Annotated in this window: 15 protein-coding genes, 1 tRNA gene and 1 pseudogene; 15 read left to right on the forward strand and 2 right to left on the reverse strand. The window is 38.9% G+C overall.

The features are described from left to right. From ACLFMM_RS04790 to rpsJ, 14 genes are all read left to right on the forward strand, one after another. Positions 1-404 (forward strand): adenosylhomocysteinase (locus ACLFMM_RS04790; protein WP_410807575.1); only part of this gene is annotated, 404 nt, incomplete at its 5' end. A gap of 260 nt (positions 405-664) precedes the next feature. After that, positions 665-741 (forward strand) — tRNA-Lys (locus ACLFMM_RS04795). A gap of 46 nt (positions 742-787) precedes the next feature. Then, positions 788-1024 carry a DNA-directed RNA polymerase subunit H gene (locus ACLFMM_RS04800; RefSeq protein ID WP_410807576.1) on the forward strand — a complete coding sequence of 79 codons (237 nt, stop codon included), beginning with the start codon at positions 788-790 and terminating at the stop codon, positions 1022-1024. Positions 1025-1184: 160 nt separating this feature from the next. Further along, positions 1185-2801, forward strand: a complete 1617-nt coding sequence (locus ACLFMM_RS04805) for a DNA-directed RNA polymerase subunit B'' (RefSeq protein ID WP_410807577.1) — start codon at positions 1185-1187, stop codon at positions 2799-2801. An 11-nt stretch (positions 2802-2812) separates the two neighbouring features. Next, positions 2813-4627 (forward strand): DNA-directed RNA polymerase subunit B, encoded by a 1815-nt coding sequence (gene rpoB / locus ACLFMM_RS04810; RefSeq protein WP_410807578.1) that lies wholly within the window; start codon positions 2813-2815, stop codon positions 4625-4627. Positions 4628-4639: 12 nt separating this feature from the next. Continuing rightward, positions 4640-7285, forward strand: coding sequence for a DNA-directed RNA polymerase subunit A' (locus tag ACLFMM_RS04815; RefSeq protein WP_410807579.1), 2646 nt, complete (start codon positions 4640-4642; stop codon positions 7283-7285). 56 nt (positions 7286-7341) lie between these two features. Further along, positions 7342-8448: a DNA-directed RNA polymerase subunit A'' gene (rpoA2, locus tag ACLFMM_RS04820; protein WP_410807589.1), complete on the forward strand. Its 1107-nt coding sequence runs from the start codon at positions 7342-7344 to the stop codon at positions 8446-8448. 80 nt (positions 8449-8528) lie between these two features. Next, the gene (locus ACLFMM_RS04825; RefSeq protein WP_410807580.1) at positions 8529-8825 is read left to right on the forward strand and encodes a 50S ribosomal protein L30e; all 297 of its coding nucleotides are present in this window, start codon (positions 8529-8531) and stop codon (positions 8823-8825) included. Between the two features lie 12 nt (positions 8826-8837). Next, the gene (locus ACLFMM_RS04830) at positions 8838-9263 is read left to right on the forward strand and encodes a NusA-like transcription termination signal-binding factor (RefSeq protein WP_410807581.1); all 426 of its coding nucleotides are present in this window, start codon (positions 8838-8840) and stop codon (positions 9261-9263) included. A gap of 83 nt (positions 9264-9346) precedes the next feature. Beyond that, a complete protein-coding gene (locus ACLFMM_RS04835) occupies positions 9347-9775 on the forward strand; it encodes a 30S ribosomal protein S12 (protein ID WP_410807582.1) in 429 nt (142 codons plus the stop codon). Between the two features lie 7 nt (positions 9776-9782). After that, positions 9783-10343 (forward strand): 30S ribosomal protein S7, encoded by a 561-nt coding sequence (locus ACLFMM_RS04840; protein WP_410807583.1) that lies wholly within the window; start codon positions 9783-9785, stop codon positions 10341-10343. Between the two features lie 61 nt (positions 10344-10404). Further along, entirely contained in the window at positions 10405-12600 is a 2196-nt protein-coding gene (locus ACLFMM_RS04845; protein WP_410807584.1) for an elongation factor EF-2, read from the forward strand. Between the two features lie 113 nt (positions 12601-12713). Next, a complete protein-coding gene (gene tuf, locus ACLFMM_RS04850; RefSeq protein WP_410807585.1) occupies positions 12714-13979 on the forward strand; it encodes a translation elongation factor EF-1 subunit alpha in 1266 nt (421 codons plus the stop codon). A gap of 33 nt (positions 13980-14012) precedes the next feature. Next, positions 14013-14324: a 30S ribosomal protein S10 gene (gene rpsJ, locus ACLFMM_RS04855; RefSeq protein ID WP_410807586.1), complete on the forward strand. Its 312-nt coding sequence runs from the start codon at positions 14013-14015 to the stop codon at positions 14322-14324. A 177-nt stretch (positions 14325-14501) separates the two neighbouring features. On the opposite strand, the gene ACLFMM_RS04860 is transcribed toward rpsJ, so the two are convergent. Together ACLFMM_RS04860 and ACLFMM_RS04865 are read right to left on the reverse strand one after the other, a co-directional pair. Then, positions 14502-16589, reverse strand: coding sequence for an adenosylcobalamin-dependent ribonucleoside-diphosphate reductase (locus tag ACLFMM_RS04860; protein WP_410807587.1), 2088 nt, complete (start codon positions 16587-16589; stop codon positions 14502-14504). 62 nt (positions 16590-16651) lie between these two features. Then, complete coding sequence (locus tag ACLFMM_RS04865; RefSeq protein ID WP_410807588.1) at positions 16652-18307, reverse strand: DUF2070 family protein; 1656 nt, start codon at positions 18305-18307, stop codon at positions 16652-16654. Positions 18308-18578: 271 nt separating this feature from the next. On the opposite strand from ACLFMM_RS04865, the pseudogene ACLFMM_RS04870 reads away from it, so the two are divergent. Beyond that, positions 18579-18760: pseudogene (locus tag ACLFMM_RS04870) on the forward strand (RNA-guided endonuclease TnpB family protein); the annotation flags it as partial.

An 18760-nucleotide genomic window follows, 5' to 3' on the forward strand; every position in this document is an offset into this window, starting at 1 on the left:
AGCGTATGAAAGACGGAGCAATCCTTGCCAATTCCGGACATTTTAATGTGGAAATGGACTTAGATGACCTCGAATCAATGGCGCAATCGGTTCGCACAGTCAGGAACAACATCAAAGAATACAATCTTGGAACTCATTGTATCAATGTTATTGCAGACCAGCAGACAGTAAACCTGGCGGCAGGAGATGGTCATCCGGCAGAGGTAATGGATATGAGTTTCTCAAATCAGGCACTGTGCGTACGTCATCTTATAGATAACAAACTGGATATAGGGGTACATGCGGTGCCGTCGCAAATCGATAAATATATTGCAGAACTGAAATTGAAATCACTTGATATTGAAATTGATGAACTGACACCAGAGCAGGAAGAATACATGCGCGGCTGGGAACACGGTACATAATGTAACTTTTTTGTTGATACATTGTAAAACAAAAGGGAGCATGATGTTCTTATATATAGGTTATGTAAAACATTAATTAATTCCAGCCATTAGTTAGATATAACAATAGGTTAATCAGTGGTATAAATACTTGGACTATAAATAAAGTGTTTCAGAGGCCAAAATTTATATATCATAATGACTTTTTGTCCTCGTCGTCTTGGATATGGAAGGTGTCTTTCGCGCGGATATGCGGCATTATCACCGATGTCAATCAGAATGGGCTCGTAGCTCAGTCAGGCAGAGCGTCTGGCTTTTAACCAGACGGTCTAGGGTTCAAATCCCTACGAGCCCGCCATACCGGTAATCCTTTCTCGTATGGACATTTTTAGGGAGGAATAAATTTGAGAAAATTCAGCCTGCTCGATCACGAGTTAATTCCAAAACATGAAATTCTGGCAACGGATGAGTTACAAACTGTTTTAGATTTTTATAAGATAGATAAAGAGCAATTGCCAAAAATAAAATCCAGTGACCCTATAGTACAGGAAATCCAAGCATCAGAAGGGGATGTTGTTAAAATAACAAGAAATAGTCAGACCGCTGGAGAAGCTTTATATTATCGATTAGTAATAAAATAATATTTCTGCCAAACCTTGAAAACACTAAATATTTCTCTATTTATAGTTATGCCGTCCTTTAAAATTAACGACAATCATAAGACCATTCCATCGTCTTGTAGCCAAATAATTATTATTTATAAACAATTAATTAAATCAATCAATAGAGGGTGCTACCATAGTGGCAAATACCGCTGAATTATCGAAACAGTATTTTACAAAAGACAAAATAGCACAGCATCATACAGATTCCTTTAACAAATTCCTGGAATCGGGACTCCAGAAGGTTATTGATGAACAGGGAATTATCGAAACAGACCTTGAAGATATCTATATCAAACTTAGTAATATCAGGGTTGAAAAACCCATAGTCAAAGAAGCTGATGGTGCAATAGAGAGTTTATATCCCAATGAAGCAAGGTTGCGAAATATTTCATATACAGCACCATTATATCTTCAGATGAGCGTTGTAAATGGTGATAAAGAAACAGAGCCCATGGAAGCAAAAATAGGGCAATTGCCTATAATGGTAAAATCAAATTTCTGCAATCTGGTAGGACTTAATGACCAGGAAATGATACAGTATGGGGAAGATCAGCTTGACCCTGGAGGTTATTTCATAATAAACGGTACTGAGCGGGTTGTTATGACTCTTGAAGACCTTGCACCCAACAAGATAATGACCGAATTTTCAGAACGCTATGGTGATCCTATACAGGTATCTAAGGTATTTTCACAGAGGAGGGGATATCGAGCACTGATTGTTGTGGAAAGAGGAAGAAAATCGCTTCTTGAAGTTTCGTTCCCTTCTATATCTGGTCGTGTTAATTTCATAACTCTTATGAGGGCGCTTGGTGTTGAAACCGATGAAGATATTGTTAAAATGGTTTCAACTGATCAGGAAATTCTAAAATATATGTTTGAAAACCTGGAAGAATCTGAAGTTGAAACAACTGAAGAAGCTGTCGAAAAATTGGGATCACGTGTAGCATCTGGGCAGGCGAAAGATTATCAGATTAAACGAGCGAATTATGTAATTGACAGATATTTGCTTCCACATCTTGGTAATGATCCTGAAGACAGGCTTACAAAAGCGCATTTCCTGGGCAGGATGGCTGAGTCATGTTTTGAACTGGCGCTCGGAAAACGCAATCCCAATGACAAGGACCATTATTCCAACAAACGTTTAAAACTTACCGGAGACCTGATGGAAGACTTGTTCAGGGTAGCTTTCAACAGACTTGCAAGGGATATCAAATATCAACTTGAACGTGCAAGTATGAGGAACAGGGAATTGAATGTAACAACCCTTGTAAGAGCCGATGTATTGACAGACCGTTTGCAACACCCTCTAGCGACAGGTAATTGGGTGGGAGGAAGAACTGGAGTATCACAGCTTCTGGACCGCACTGATTATATATCCACACTATCACACTTGAGACGGGTTATATCTCCACTTTCAAGAGCACAACCGCATTTTGAAGCCCGTGACTTACACCCTACTCAATGGGGGCGATTATGCCCATCAGAAACACCAGAAGGTCCAAATTGTGGGTTGGTTAAAAATTTTGCACAGATGGTGGAATTATCAACCGGAACCGATGATACAGATTCCATTAAAAATTCTCTTTATGATCTAGGTGTAAAACCTATGTTTATACATACACCTGTGAGTGATGAACCTGAATATGACGAGGAAGTTGATAATTATGTGGATGAACTGGAAAAGACATATCCTGAAACCCCGGAACCTAACTATGCAAGTTCGGGTGATGTTTTGGACTCCGAGACACTGTGAGGGAGATTTTAATGACAGAAGCTAAAATATTTTTAAATGGTGAATTACTGGGTACTCATAATAATCCTGTTGAGCTTGTTGAAGATCTCCGGCAACAGAGAAGGGATGGGCTGATATCACAGCAGGTGAATGTAGCATTATATGATGATATCAATGAAGTAATAATAAATTCAGATATAGGCAGAGCAAGAAGGCCACTGATAATTGTTAATGATGGAATACCTGCTGTAACTGAAGACCAAAATGAACAGCTTAAAAAGGGTGAAATTACACCTGATGTTCTGGTGAAACAGGGATGTATAGAATATCTTGATGCAGAGGAAGAAGAGAATGCTTATGTTGCACTTTATACATCTGACCTGACACCAGAGCATACACATCTTGAAATAGACCCTTCCATGATTCTGGGCATCTGTACCGGTATGGTGCCATATCCAGAACATAATGCAGCACCGCGTAATACAATGGGAGCTGCAATGGTTAAACAGTGTGTGGGAGTGTCCACATCCAATCAGAAACTGAGGCCAGACACAAGGGCACATGTACTGCATTATCCGCAGAAAGCTCTTACAAAAACACAACCATCAGATTCAATTCATTTTGATGAAAGACCTGCCGGTCAGAATTTCGTTGTTGCTGTGATGTCTTATGAAGGTTACAATATTGAAGATGCGCTTGTTTTTAATAAAGGGTCAATTGAAAGAGGACTTGCAAGAAGTCATTTCTTAAGAACCTTTGAAGGAGAGGAAAGACGATATGCAGGAGGACAGGAAGATAAATTTGAAATTCCTGATACCGATTACAGAGGTGCAAGAGGTGCTGAAGCCTATGCCAATCTTGATGAAGACGGACTTGTAAACCCTGAAACAGTAGTCGAGCCAAATGATGTTCTGATTGGTAAAACCAGTCCACCCCGTTTTCTTGAAGAGCAATCAGATTTTGGCCTTGCAGTAGAACAGCGCCGTGAAAGCGCAATTACGATGCGTTCAAATGAAAAGGGAATTGTTGACAACGTAATATTGACAGAATCCATTAATGGTACCCGTCTTGCAAAAGTGAAAGTGAGGGACCAGAGGGTACCAGAAATCGGAGATAAATTTGCATCCAGACATGGTCAGAAAGGTGTTATTGGTCTTATAGTACCGTATCAGGATATGCCGTTTACCGAAACCGGAATGGTGCCTGATCTGATAGTAAATCCTCATGCTATTCCGTCCCGTATGACGGTTGGTCATGTTTTGGAAATGATAGGTGGTAAAGTAGGTTCAATGGAAGGACGGCGTATTGATGCCACAGCATTTTCTGGAGAATCTGAAGAGGAATTACGTAACGGCCTCATAAATCATGGTTTTTCACACACAGGCAAGGAAGTGTTCAATGATGGGGTAACCGGTAAAAAAATACAGGCCGATATTTTTTCAGGTGTTATTCTTTACCAGAAGCTGCACCATATGGTTGCTTCAAAGATGCATGCCAGGTCCAGAGGTCCAGTACAGGTGCTTACAAGACAGCCTACAGAGGGTAGAGCCCGTGAAGGTGGTCTGAGATTCGGAGAAATGGAAAGAGATGTTATGATTGGGCATGGTGCAGCAATGGCTCTGAAAGAGCGTTTGATGGATGAATCCGATAAAGTGGTTCAGTTGGTATGTTCAAACTGTGGCATGATTGCTACCTACGACAGAAAACGAAAAATGGCATTCTGCTCAAATTGTGAATCAGAAACAGATATTTACCCTGTAGAAATGAGTTATGCTTTCAAATTGCTTCTGGATGAAATAAAATCGCTTGGTGTGACACCAAGAATGGGACTTGAGGATGCTGTATAATGGTGATATAACATGGATGCAATAGCTTCTATACCTAAACGAGTTGGTGAAATCCGATTTGGCTTACTGTCTCCCAGAGAAGTAAGAAAAATGAGTGTTACACCCATAATTACTGCGGATACCTATGATGATGATGGTTATCCCATAGATATGGGTCTTATGGATATGCGCCTGGGTGTGATTGACCCGGGTTTGATTTGTAAAACATGTAGTAGCAGGGCAGGTGACTGTCCGGGACATTTTGGACATGTAGAACTTGTGGCACCTGTAGTTCATGTAGGATTTAATAAATTGATACTCAAAACACTGCGTTCGATTTGTAAAAACTGCAGTAACTTTTTGCTTGAACCTAAAAGGAAAAATGAATACCTTGAACAATTGCAGCAATTAAAGCTAATGGGTCATTCAACCGAAGAACTGGTTAATGATATTTTCAAGGAAGCCAGAAAGACCAAGGTTTGTCCACATTGTAATGAAGAACAGCTTGAAATAAAATTTGAAAAACCATCGGATTATGTTGAAAATGGAGAAAAACTAACTCCCACTGAAATACGTGAAAGATTTGAAAATATGTCTGATGAAGACGTGCGTCTAATGGGTATGAATCCAGGTAACGCACGTCCTGAATGGATGATATTAACAGTTCTTCCTGTTCCACCTGTTACTGTCCGCCCATCCATTACACTGGAATCCGGTCAGCGCAGTGAAGATGACCTCACTCATAAAATGGTGGATATAATACGTATAAACCAGAGATTCCAAGAAAACAGGGAAGCAGGCGCGCCACAATTGATTTTGGAAGATCTATGGGAATTGTTACAGTATCATGTAACAACGTTTTTTGATAATGAAGTATCAGGTGTACCGCCTGCAAGACACAGGTCAGGACGTCCTTTAAAAACACTGACCCAGCGTTTAAAAGGAAAAGAAGGAAGGTTCAGGGGAAGTTTATCTGGTAAACGTGTCAATTTCTCAGCACGTACTGTGATTTCTCCTGATCCAAATTTAAGTATTAATGAAGTTGGAATCCCGTATGCAATTGCAAAGCAGATGACCATTCCTGTTAATGTCATTAGCAGAAATCTTGAAAGGATGAGGCAATACGTTGCCCGCGGAAATGCAGTTCATCCCGGAGCCAATTATGTGATTCGTGCTGATGGCAGACGTATTAAAGTTACTGATGTTAATTGTGAAGACCTTGCTGAAAAACTGGATATAGGGTGGGTGGTCGAAAGACAATTAGAGGACGGAGATATTGTTATATTTAACAGGCAGCCGTCCCTTCATAAAATGAGTATCATGGCACATCAGATTAAGGTATTACCATATAAGACCTTCCGATTAAATCCTGCTGTATGTCCGCCATATAATGCTGATTTTGATGGGGATGAAATGAACCTTCATGTATTGCAGACTGAAGAGGCCAGAGCTGAAGCAGAGATATTGATGAAAATCCAGGAAAATATTCTCTCACCTCGCTTTGGAGGTCCGATTATAGGCGGGATCCATGACCATATATCAGGAATGTTTTTGCTTACCAGAAACGATAATGATATAAGCAAAAATGATGCTCTTGACCTTCTCAGAAAATCACATATAAGACAGTTACCTGAGCCGGCAGGATACAGGGACAATGGAGAACCCTACTGGACAGGTAAACAAATCTTCAGTCAACTCCTGCCGGATGATTTTAACTTGGAGTATGTCGCAGAAGTCTGTGCCAAATGCGATGAATGTAAAAAAGAAAACTGTGAGAATGATGCATACGTTGTAATCAAAGATGGTAACATTATCACTGGAACAATTGATGAGAAAGGAATTGGTGCTTTTAAAGGACATATCGTCGATAAAATAGTGAAGGAATATGGTTCATCTGCTTCAGCAGAGTTTATTGATGATATGACAAGGTTAGCTATCCGGGCTATAATGCGTTCAGGTTTGAGTTTTGGAATAAGTGATGAAGATATTCCAAAAGAAGCACAAATTCATATTGGAGAACTTATATCCAATGCAGAAGAAGAAGTTAAACGGTTGATTGATGCTTATGAAGCAAGAGAGCTTGAACCACTACCGGGTAGAACTCTTGACGAAACAATTGAAATGAAAATTATGCAGAAATTGGGTGTTGCCAGAGATAAAACCGGTGATGTAGCAGGAAATCATCTGGGGCTGGACAATTCTGCAGTAATCATGGCAAAATCAGGTGCTAGAGGTTCGATGTTGAATCTTACCCAGATGGCAGCCAGTGTAGGACAGCAGGCAGTTCGTGGTGAACGTATAAGGAGAGGTTATAGAGGTAGAACCCTGCCTCATTTCAGTAAAGGAGACCTTGGAGCAGATGCACACGGTTTTGTTAAATCCAGTTATAAGAGTGGACTTAACCCTACAGAATATTTCTTCCATGCAGTAGGAGGTCGTGAAGGTCTTGTGGATACAGCTGTTCGAACATCACAATCAGGTTACCTTCAGAGGCGACTTGTAAATGCATTACAAGACCTTGAAGTCCAGTACGATGGGTCCGTTCGTGAAACAAGAGGTGTTATTGTACAGTTTAAATATGGAGAAGACGGAATAGATTCGACAAAGAGTGATTATAGTAAACCGGAGACAATACATAGAATTGTAAAATCAGTGACCGGAAGGGAGGTCGAAGAATGACCTTAAGTGAATCTACAATCAATTCAATGGTGGATAACCTTCCAATTCCTAGAAATATGATTAATACATTAAAAGAGGATGCGATAAAGGTTGGTGTCACCAAAAAAGAGCTCGAAGAAATCATCCAGCAGGTAGTGGATAATTATAGTTATGCTTGTATTGAGCCATGTGAAGCAGCAGGTGTGGTATCTGCACAGTCAATAGGAGAACCTGGTACGCAGATGACAATGCGTACCTTCCACTATGCCGGTGTGGCGGAAATCAATGTTACACTTGGCCTCCCACGACTTATTGAAATTGTTGATGCAAGAAAAGTACCCAGCACACCGATGATGACTATTGCACTTGAAGCAGAATATGCAACAGCCAGAGATGCAGCCAGAAAGTTTGCTTGGCAGATTGAAGCCACACATATAGAGCATCTGGGAGATGTTACGACAGATCTGGCACAGATGCAGCTTATTGTTGACCTTCATGAAAAATCGCTTACTCAAAGAGAAATAAATGTTGATGAAATTGCCGGCAGATTCAGAGACAAGCTTGGAGTATTGGTAAAAATATCTGATGAAGTGGAAAATCAAATAATTATTCAACCAAATCAGCCTTCATATCGCGAACTTTTACAACTTGCAAAAAATATACACAATGTAACACTTAAAGGTATAGATGGTATAAAGAGGGTTGTCATTCGAAAAGACGGTGATGAATACACATTATATACAGAAGGCTCTGAACTCAAGGAAATCCTTCAAATACCTGGTGTTGATGTTACCAGAACTTATACCAACAATATAGCTGAAATCTATGATGTATTTGGGATAGAAGCAGCCAGAAATGCATTGATTAAGGAAGCAATGGACACATTGAGTGAACAGGGTCTAAACGTTGACGTCCGACATATTATGCTAGTAGCAGATATTATGACATGTGACGGAGAAATAAAACAAATCGGTCGCCATGGTATATCCGGTGAAAAGGCAAGTGTTTTCGCACGTGCCGCGTTTGAAGTTACTGTCAACCATCTCCTTGATGCAGGAATACGCGGGGATATTGATGAGTTGAACGGTGTAACTGAAAATATAATTATAGGACAGCCAATTAAACTGGGTACAGGCGATGTTCATTTAATAGCAACAAAACCAGCTAAGGATGAATCTATCTAACCAATATCAACCAGAAAGTAGATATAATAAACTTATTATTAGTGAAAGAAAATTCAAAATTTATAGATGGGTTGGTACAAATGAGTAATAAAAATGTAAACATTGATAAAGCACTGTTAAGTGTTATAAGAACAGGGTCGGTAATAATAGGTTCGAAGCGTACCATCGAATCAGCAGAGAAATCAGAAGCAGAAATGGTTATATTGTCGGCAAATTGTCCAGAAAATGTAAGGTCAAAAATTAAATCTACAGATGTACCAGTATATAATTATCAAGGTACCAGTGTAGAACTAGGTGCATCCTGTGGTAAACCTTTCTCAATTGCTGCAATGGCAATTATTGACCCTGGAGAATCCAATATTTTATCATCAGCTTAACGGGGATCATCATTGAGTGAAATTAAACTTTCTACAGAAGAACTGCGATATATAGCAATGTTTGAGCAGACTACAGGTGCAGAAATCCGTGACTGTATAGTGGATGAAGACCGTATCATCTATGTTGTAAAAGAAGGAAACATGGGAGCTGCTATTGGTAAAAATGGTGAGCATATAAACAAGGTTAAGGATAAAGTAGATAAACATGTTGAACTGATTGAATATTCTGAAGACCCGGTAGAGTTTATCAAAAATGCATTTGGTCCAGTTGCAGTTTCATCTGTAAATATAGTCGATAAAAACGATAAACAGTATGCCTATGTTCAGGTATCCAACAACAGCAAGGGTCTTGCTATAGGAAGCAATGGAAAAAATATTGAAAAAGTAAAAATGATTGCAAGTCGTCATCACAACATCGATAGTGTAATTATTCAATAAATTATTATATCAAATGGCTAATCAATCATAAGAGTTTACGTAAATAACAATCATCAATATAACCTAATTATTGGAGGATAATAATGTCAAACGGAAAATACGCTGCAAGTAAATTGAAAAAAGAACATACCAAATCTCGATGGAAAGATAAGCGATACAGCAGGCGTGCATTAGGACTGGATGTTAAAGCTGATCCACTTTCTGGTGCACCACAGGGCCGCGGTATTGTACTTGAAAAAGTAGGTGTTGAAGCAAAACAACCAAATTCTGCAGTAAGGAAATGTGTGCGAATACAGTTAATTAAAAATGGTCGTCAGGCGACAGCGTTCTGTCCTGGTGACGGGGCGATCAATTACATAGATGAACATGATGAAGTGACTGTGGAACGTATCGGTGGACGCATGGGTGGTTCAAAAGGTGATATCCCAGGTGTCAGGTTCAAAGTTATTGCTGTAAACAATGTCTCATTGCATGAAATGGCGATAGGTAGAAGAGAAAAACCAAGGAGATGATTTTTTTATGTACAAATTGTTCGATAAATGGGACATGTCAGAAGTCGAAGTAAACGACCTTGGAATAAAAAGTTATGTTAATCTGGACCCTGTTATTGTACCAAATACTAATGGAAGGCATGCAAGGCAGCAGTTCAATAAATCAGATATTTCTATTGTAGAACGTTTGGTTAACAATATAATGAGAAAGGAACGTAACACAGGTAAAAAACAATTTGCACTGCGTGCTGTGGAAGAAGCATTTGATATAATATATTCAAAGACCCAAAGAAATCCGGTACAGGTGCTTGTTGAGGCTATTGCCAATGCAGGTCCAAGGGAAGAGGTTGTTCGATTAAAATATGGAGGAATATCTGTACCTAAAGCAGTTGATGTTGCATCACAGCGGCGTGTAGATACTGCATTAAGACTAATTTCTATGGGTGCCAACCAGGCTGCATATAAATCAAAGCGTTCACTTGCAGAATGTCTGGCATCAGAACTAATGGGTGCATCCAACCGTGACGCAAAATATTTCTCTGTGAACAGAAAGGACTCCAAAGAACGGGTCGCAAAATCAGCACGTTAAAACCAATATACCAATATCAAAGTAAACAAAATTAAGTTTCAATATTTTACAGGGTAGTAATATGGGTAGAAGAAAAAAAATGGTTGAGCGAGTAGTTTCGCTCATGAAAAATCCGGAATACATACGAAACATCGGTATAGTTGCACATATTGACCACGGAAAAACCACTTTAACAGATAACCTTCTTGCAGGTGCAGGAATGATTTCCTCTGAACTTTCCGGGCGTCAGCTGTTCATGGATTCTGATGAAGAAGAGCAGGACAGAGGAATTACAATTGATTCTGCAAACGTGTCAATGGTGCACAAATACGATGATGAAGAGTACCTTATCAATTTGATTGATACACCAGGACACGTTGATTTTGGTGGTGATGTTACCAGGGCTATGCGTGCTGTTGACGGTGCTGTTGTTGTAATTGATGCAGTTGAAGGAACTATGCCCCAGACTGAAACTGTTTTACGGCAGGCATTGAAAGAACAGGTGAAACCTGTACTGTTTATCAATAAAGTTGACCGTCTTATCAACGAGCTACAGGTTGATTCCCAGGAGATGCAGATACGTCTTGGGAAACTGATTGATCATGTAAACAAATTAATTAAAGGCATGAATGAACAGCGTTATAATGAAGGATGGAAGGTTTCTGCTTCAGACGGTACAGTTGCATTCGGGTCTGCGTTGTATAACTGGGCAATCAGTGTACCAATGATGAAGAAAACAAACATTGGATTTGTCGATGTATATAATTACTGTCAGCAAGAGCGTCAAACTGAACTTGCTCAAAAATGTCCTTTGTATGAAGCAGTGAACGATATGGTTATTCATCATCTCCCTAATCCAATTGTATCACAACCCTACCGAGTTAGTACTATCTGGCATGGTGATATAGAATCTGATATCGGAGAGGAAATGACCAAAGCTAAAGAAAATGGGCATGTAGCTTTTATGGTGACTGATATTCGACTTGACCCTCATGCAGGAGAAGTTGCAACTGGTAGGCTTTTCAGTGGAACCCTGAAACGCGGCATGGAAACATATGTATCAGGGGCACCCGGTAAAAACAGGATTCAGCAGGTAGGTATTTATATGGGTCCTGAAAGGGTTGAAGTTGAAAATATCCCTGCCGGTAATATAGCAGCAGTAACAGGTCTTAAGGATGCAATCGTTGGTTCAACAGTAACCACAATGGATGATATGACTCCTTTTGAGAGTATTAAACATGTGAGTGAACCGGTTGTCACTGTAGCAGTCGAAGCCAAACATATGAAGGACCTTCCAAAACTTGTTGAAGTTTTAAGACAGGTAAACAAGGAAGACCCAACGTTACATGTCACACTAAACGAAGAAACAGGTGAGCACCTGCTGTCTGGTATGGGAGAACTCCATCTGGAAGTCATAGGTCACAGAATTGAACGTGATAAGGGAGTAGAAATTACTACTAGCCCACCAATTGTGGTATACCGTGAAGCTATTCAGAAACATGCAGGCCCTGTAGAAGGAAAATCACCTAACAGACACAATAAGTTCTATATAGAAGTGGAACCACTTGAACCAGATGTTGTCGAACTTGTAAGATCCGGCGAGATTTCAATGCGGATGCCTGAACTGGAACGCAGAAATAAACTGATAGAAGCGGGCATGGATAAAGAAGAAGCCAAAGGGCTTACAGATATCTGTGAATCCAACATTTTCCTAGATTTAACAAAAGGTATTCAGCATTTGAATGAAACAATGGAGTTAATTCTTGAAGGTTTTGAGGAAGTCATGGAAGCTGGACCTCTTGCAAACGAACCATGCATGGGTGTTAAGGTAAAACTTGTAGATGCCAAACTCCACGAAGATACAATCCACCGTGGTCCGGCACAGGTAATACCGGCAGCAAGACAGGCAGTCCAGGCATCAATGTTAATGGCAGACGCCACAATCCTTGAACCATATCAAAAGGTATTCATTTACGTACCACAGGACCAGATGGGCGGAGCTACCAAATTGATACAGGGTAAACGGGGAATCATCCTTAATATGAGCTCTGAAGGTGATATGACCGCCATCGAGTCCAAAGCACCTGTAGCGGAATTGTTCGGATTTGCAGGAGATATAAGGTCAGCAACTGAAGGACGTGCCATGTGGAGTACAGAGTTTGCTGGATTCGAACCGATTCCGTCAAATATAATACAGGAAACTATAAGTATGATTCGCGATAGGAAGGGTATGAAGAAGGAAATTCCAAAGCCTCAGGATATCTTGGAAACAGTTTGATTAATTCACCAGAAAACTTTAAACATATAGATGACAATTATGGTCGAACCATATGTTAATATATGAATAATATATACAAAAAATGAAAATATACATAAAAGGAGGATAAATAAATGGCAGATCAGAAACCACACATGAATTTAGCAATCATTGGTCATATTGACCATGGTAAATCTACACTTGTAGGTAGATTGATGTATGAAACCGGTGCAATCCCTCAACACATAATCGACAAGAACCGAGAAAAAGCAAAAGAAATGGGTAAAGAAACCTTTGCTTTTGCATGGGTAATGGACTCTCTTAAAGAGGAGAGAGACAGAGGTATCACCATCGATATTGCTCATAAAAGATTTGACACTGATAAGTACTATTTCACCATTGTCGATTGTCCAGGTCACAGAGACTTTGTCAAGAACATGATTACAGGAGCATCCCAGGCAGATGCAGCTGTATTATCAGTTGCAGCACCAGATGGGGTGATGGACCAGACAAAGGAACACGTCTTCCTTTCACGTACATTGGGTATAAATGACCTCATTGTTGCAGTCAACAAGATGGATGATGTAAACTATGATGAAAAGAGATTTGAAGAGGTCAAAAAACAGGTATCTGAACTTCTCAAGATGGTAGGTTTCAAACCAGACAATGTAACATTTGTACCAACATCTGCATATGTGGGAGACAATGTATCCAAGCTCAGTGAAAACACACCATGGTACAAGGGTCCAACTATTCTGGAAGCACTGAACAATCTCAATCCACCTGAAAAAGCAGATAAACTACCATTAAGAATTCCTATACAGGATGTTTATACAATCTCAGGTATCGGTACTGTACCAGTAGGAAGAGTTGAGACAGGCATAATGAAGAAAGGTGACCAGGTAGTATTTATGCCAAGCGATAAAGGCGGTGAGGTTAAATCCATTGAAATGCACCATGAAGAGGTACCTGAAGCAACACCGGGAGACAACATTGGATGGAGTGTCCGTGGACTTGGTAAAGGTGATGCAAGACGAGGAGATGTATGTGGACATAAAAACAACCCACCAACAGTGGCAAACGAATTTACAGCACAGATAGTTGTTCTCCAGCACCCATCTGCGATAACTGTGGGTTATACTCCTGTATTCCATGCACACACTGCACAGATTTCATGTACATTCATCTCACTTGATAAAAAGATGGATCCAAAGACAGGACAGGTAAAAGAAGAGAACCCAACATTCCTCAAATCCGGTGATTCAGCGATTGTAACACTTAAACCAACAAGACCAATGATAATTGAGCCAGTAAAAGAAATTCCACATATGGGTAGATTCGCTATCCGTGACATGGGTAAAACAATCGCTGCTGGAATGTGTATGAGTGTCAATAAATAAGGCACTCACTTTTTTATTTTTCAGGGGATTAATATGGCACAGAAAGCAAGAATAAAACTATCCGGAATAGACCCAGAAAATCTGGACGGGGTCTGCAATCAGGTAAAATCGATAGCAGATCGAACCGGTGTCGGCATGTCTGGTCCTGTTCCACTCCCAACCAGAAAATTGCGGGTTCCCGCTCGTAAAAGTCCAAGCGGAGATGGAACTGCTACATGGGACCACTGGGAAATGCGCGTCCACAAACGATTAATTGACATTTCAGCTGATGAAAGAGCACTCAGACAGCTAATGAGAATCCAGGTTCCAAAAGATATCAATATCGAAATAGTTTTACAGGGCTAACCTGAATTCGGTTTTTTCTAAGTTACAGATTTTTATCTGTAACCACAGATCTTCCTTTAAATAAATCTTCTCTTCTAAAGGATTAAATAAAAGGGCTCGGAATTTAGAATTTGTTATAAGTTATCTGCGAGCCTACTTACATCAAAAAAAAATCAACCACTGGTTGATACACTCCTTTTAATTACAGACTGAACATCCTGTAATGTAATCTCCTGAAAATTCAGATTCTACTATTACCCCTTCTCTTTTTTCTTTCTTCAATCCTCCGAGTTCCATGACCTGGTTTTTTTTACTTCCGTAACGGTATATTGTAATTCCTTTGCAGTTTAGTCTATAAGCCATCATATAGATTCTTTTGACATCTTCTAGGGTTGCTTTTTCGGGGAGATTAACTGTTTTGGATACAGAATTGTCCACATATTTTTGGAAAGCCGCTTGCATCCTGACATGCCAATCAGGAGCAATATCCAGAGACGTAACGAATATTTTTTTAATATTTTCAGGTATTTTTTCTATATTTTGAATGGATCCTGTTTTTGAAATTTCCATCATAAGGTTTTTACTGTATAAACTTTGCTCTCTTGCAATATTTTCAAATACTGGATTCACTTCCAGAAGCTGGATGCCCATAACATTTCGTACAAAAGACAAGGCAAAAATAGGTTCTATACCTGAACTTGTATTGGCGATGATACTTATAGTGCCGGTAGGAGCAACGGTATTGACTGTGGCATTTCTCATGTTTTTGTATTCTTTTTCCCATTTGCTCCCTTTGAAATTTAAAAATGATCCTCTTTCCTCACCAAGTTCTACGGATTTCTTGACAGATTCGTTTCTGATGAATTTCATAATGCTTTCAGCAGTTTTAAGGGCTTCTTCTGAATCATAGGAAATATTTAGTTTTGCAAACATTTCAGCAAGCCCCATGACCCCTAGACCTATTTTGCGGTTATTTTTGGTTTCTCTATCAATTTCGTCCAGTGGATATTTATTAGCATCGATAACATTATCCAGAAAATGTATGCCTGCTCTGGTGATGTTTTTCAGTTTTTCCCAGTCGATTTTATTATCTTTTACCATTTTTGACAGATTTATTGACCCTAGATTGCAGGATTCATAAGGCAGCAGTGGAACTTCTCCGCAGGGATTAGTACTTTCAACATCTCCAACATGGGATATTGGATGTCTTCGATTAATTTCATCCAGAAATATCATCCCAGGGTCACCGGTTTTCCAGGCCATGGTAACTATCAAATCAAATACATCTCTGGATCTTTGTTTTTCAGTAATTTTTTCATTCCTTGGGTTAATCAAATTGTATTCTTCGTCATTCTCGACCGCTTTCATAAAATCGTCAGTGACACCAACAGAGATATTGAAGTTATCCAGAAATCCTTCTTTTCCTTTTGAGTTTATGAATTCTATTATATCGGGGTGGTCAATTCTTAGAATACCCATGTTTGCACCTCTGCGTTTACCACCCTGTTTTATCACTTCGGTAGCCTGGTCAAAAATTCTCATGAATGATACAGGACCAGAGGCTACACCTTTGGTAGACCTAACAATATCTCCTTTCGGTCTCAGCTTTGTAAATGAGAATCCAGTGCCTCCTCCAGATTTGTGGATAAGGCTCATATTGGTTAAAGCACCGAAAATACCTTTCATGGAATCCTCAACAGGAAGTACAAAACATGCACTCAGCTGCTCAAGGTCAGTACCAGCATTCATCAGGGTAGGGCTGTTTGGTAGAAATTCCAGATTTGACATCATCCTGTAAAAATCATCTTCAGTATTTTCTGCGTTTCCTCCATATATTTTATCTGTAGAAGCTATGTCTTCTGCAACTCTTTTGAACATTTCTGAAGGAGTTTCAACAGGGTTACCATTTTCATCTTTTAGCAGATATCTTCTCTCTAAAACCCTTGCAGCATTGACGCTTAGCTTAAGGTCGTCCTGCATTATACCCAGATATTTTTTGGTATCCCTCACATTGCTTCGTTTCTGTCGGTACAATATATAAGCTTTGGCTACCTCTGAATATCCGTTTTTGATTAAAACATCCTCTACAACGTCCTGAACGTCTTCTATACCGGGTATATTTTTCTTAAAGCGGTTTTCAAGGGTTTCTACCACCTGTTGTGACATTTTTTGTGCAAGGCCACCATCTTTTTCCTTTACACTAAATATTGCTTTTTTTATTGCCACTGTAATTTTCTCGGGGTCAAAATCAACAATTCTTCCGTCCCTTTTTTTAATATGTTCCAATTATATCCCCATATTACAAACTCTAAATGTCACTTTAAGTATTTTTCTCTATTATAACTCATTTAGAGGATCCATAATATTAGAACTATATACAGTAGCAACAATGTAAGTGGGACAAGTCTTAACAGAATATTGATACTGTATGCAAGGCCAAGGTAATCATCCTTTAATAGTTTCATTGGTTCTGATTTATTGTTTGTAAACCCAGCACTTCCCTTTGAAACATTATGGTTAGCTTTATCTATTACTTGATACAGGTCATCAGGATCTACATGTTTATCAGATATCATATCATGTATACTGCTGTGTGTATCAGTAGTAAAGATAAGTATATCATCAAATTTATCTTTTAAATCCTGTCGCACATCGTCCATTTCCTTTGAAATACCATTACCTTCGGTACCAAATAGAAGTGTTTTCTGTCCATCCACAATTTCAACCATGGCAAATTTAGGGGTACCTGTCGGGTCGGTACAGTATCCCACATAATAATCCGAAGTCTTTTTATTTTCAAGTTTTTCCAGAAAATCAATCAATTTTTCTCGGTATATATCTGCTTCATCTGTACCATAGAGTAACTGTGGATCTGGTTCCATATTCCTCTCATGGTTGTGTAGATCGATAATCATTACATTTTCCAGGTCTATTATATCTCTGAAAACTGAGATTTCATAATCACCATAGTTTTCAGCTTGCATGTAAACGATTTTCTTATTACCGAATTTCCTGCCATAAAATGTTAGTTTGTGTTCTGGGTAGTTTTCTTTTATCATCCGGGAAGCTTTGGGACTTATTGGAGGATTTTTTAATGCTTTTATTATTTTGTGAATGTCTCCCGGATCTACAGGGTCACACTTATGTGTGGATGGAACATGAAAGAAGAAGCCTGTTCCGTTTTTATTAAGATGGTTTATTATATCAGTTGATGCTCTCCCCCCTCCAAAACCTTCAAGGGGTCCGGGATGTATCCAGGGAGCTGCTATAGTGGTTATACTGTTTTCGTTCTCTATTGAAAGTGTTTGGACATCTGGTGTGGACATATACCCCAGATCAAGTACTTCCTGTCTTTTTTGTAACAACCCAGAAGAAAGTTTTATAACAGAAACGTTAACGTTTGTGGAAATTAGATATTCAGCCATCAGGAATATTAATACTAGCATTACCCCTGCCAAAAAAAGTACACCTAACCTTTCCAGGTACGTTGTTACTGAAATTTCAAGACTGCGCCCGATGTATAAATGAAAAGCAGTTACAATCATTAAAGGCTGTATTAAACTTAATAGACTGATTCTTTTAATGTAATCATATCCCAGAGTACCTACAAGGACAATGAGACTGGTGAGAAATATTGTGATTATGGCAAGCCAGAATATATTCCATGCACTGATGAACCCTGAATTAGTACTTGCGGTTAATATCATGCCATATACAAAAATTACAAATTCATTGAAAAGTGTAAGAAAATAGCCCCATTTTCTTGGATATTCTGGTAAAAATTGGGAATACATTTCACCAGATAGAAGAGCGGGTATTATGAACATGAAAAGTACAGTGACAATGATGTACCAGGGGTTTAAAGATACAGCAGATATATATGATATGGATAAGTTGATTAGTATTCCATATATTATACCTGTAAATATCAGAGTTCCTATAACTTTTTTTAATGACGGTACATTGAATATAATGTTTTTAAAAACATCGATGTTATCAGACATTATTCTTCTGCCTTTTGATTAATTTTATCGGAGGTTAAATAGGTATATCAATTATTGTTTTTTAGGGTTAGATTAGACATCCCTTATATAAAATTAGTTTTATACCTTTTTCTATTTTATAATAATAGAAGGTAAAAACCCCGAGGTATTCAGAATCGCATCAAATCGTAGATTTAATGCGAGTTTCATTTCTTTGAAATGAAACACGGGATGTAAGTGTCTAACACATAAAGTAACATCTAAACAGATTAATTACCACAAATATAATAAAATGTATCTCACTCGGGAAAAACCATATCAAAGCGGATAAGTAGAAATATGAAGTCCTGAAAAGGATTACTAAATTGTCTTAAAACCTGTATAATTTTACTCTGTACACTACAAGGCAATACTATTTTGAAAATGCAAAGTACCTTAACCATGAATCAGCTTACCATCTGGTAAAATATAATG

Source organism: Methanohalobium sp. (assembly GCF_046546175.1).
Taxonomy (GTDB): Archaea; Halobacteriota; Methanosarcinia; order Methanosarcinales; family Methanosarcinaceae; genus Methanohalobium.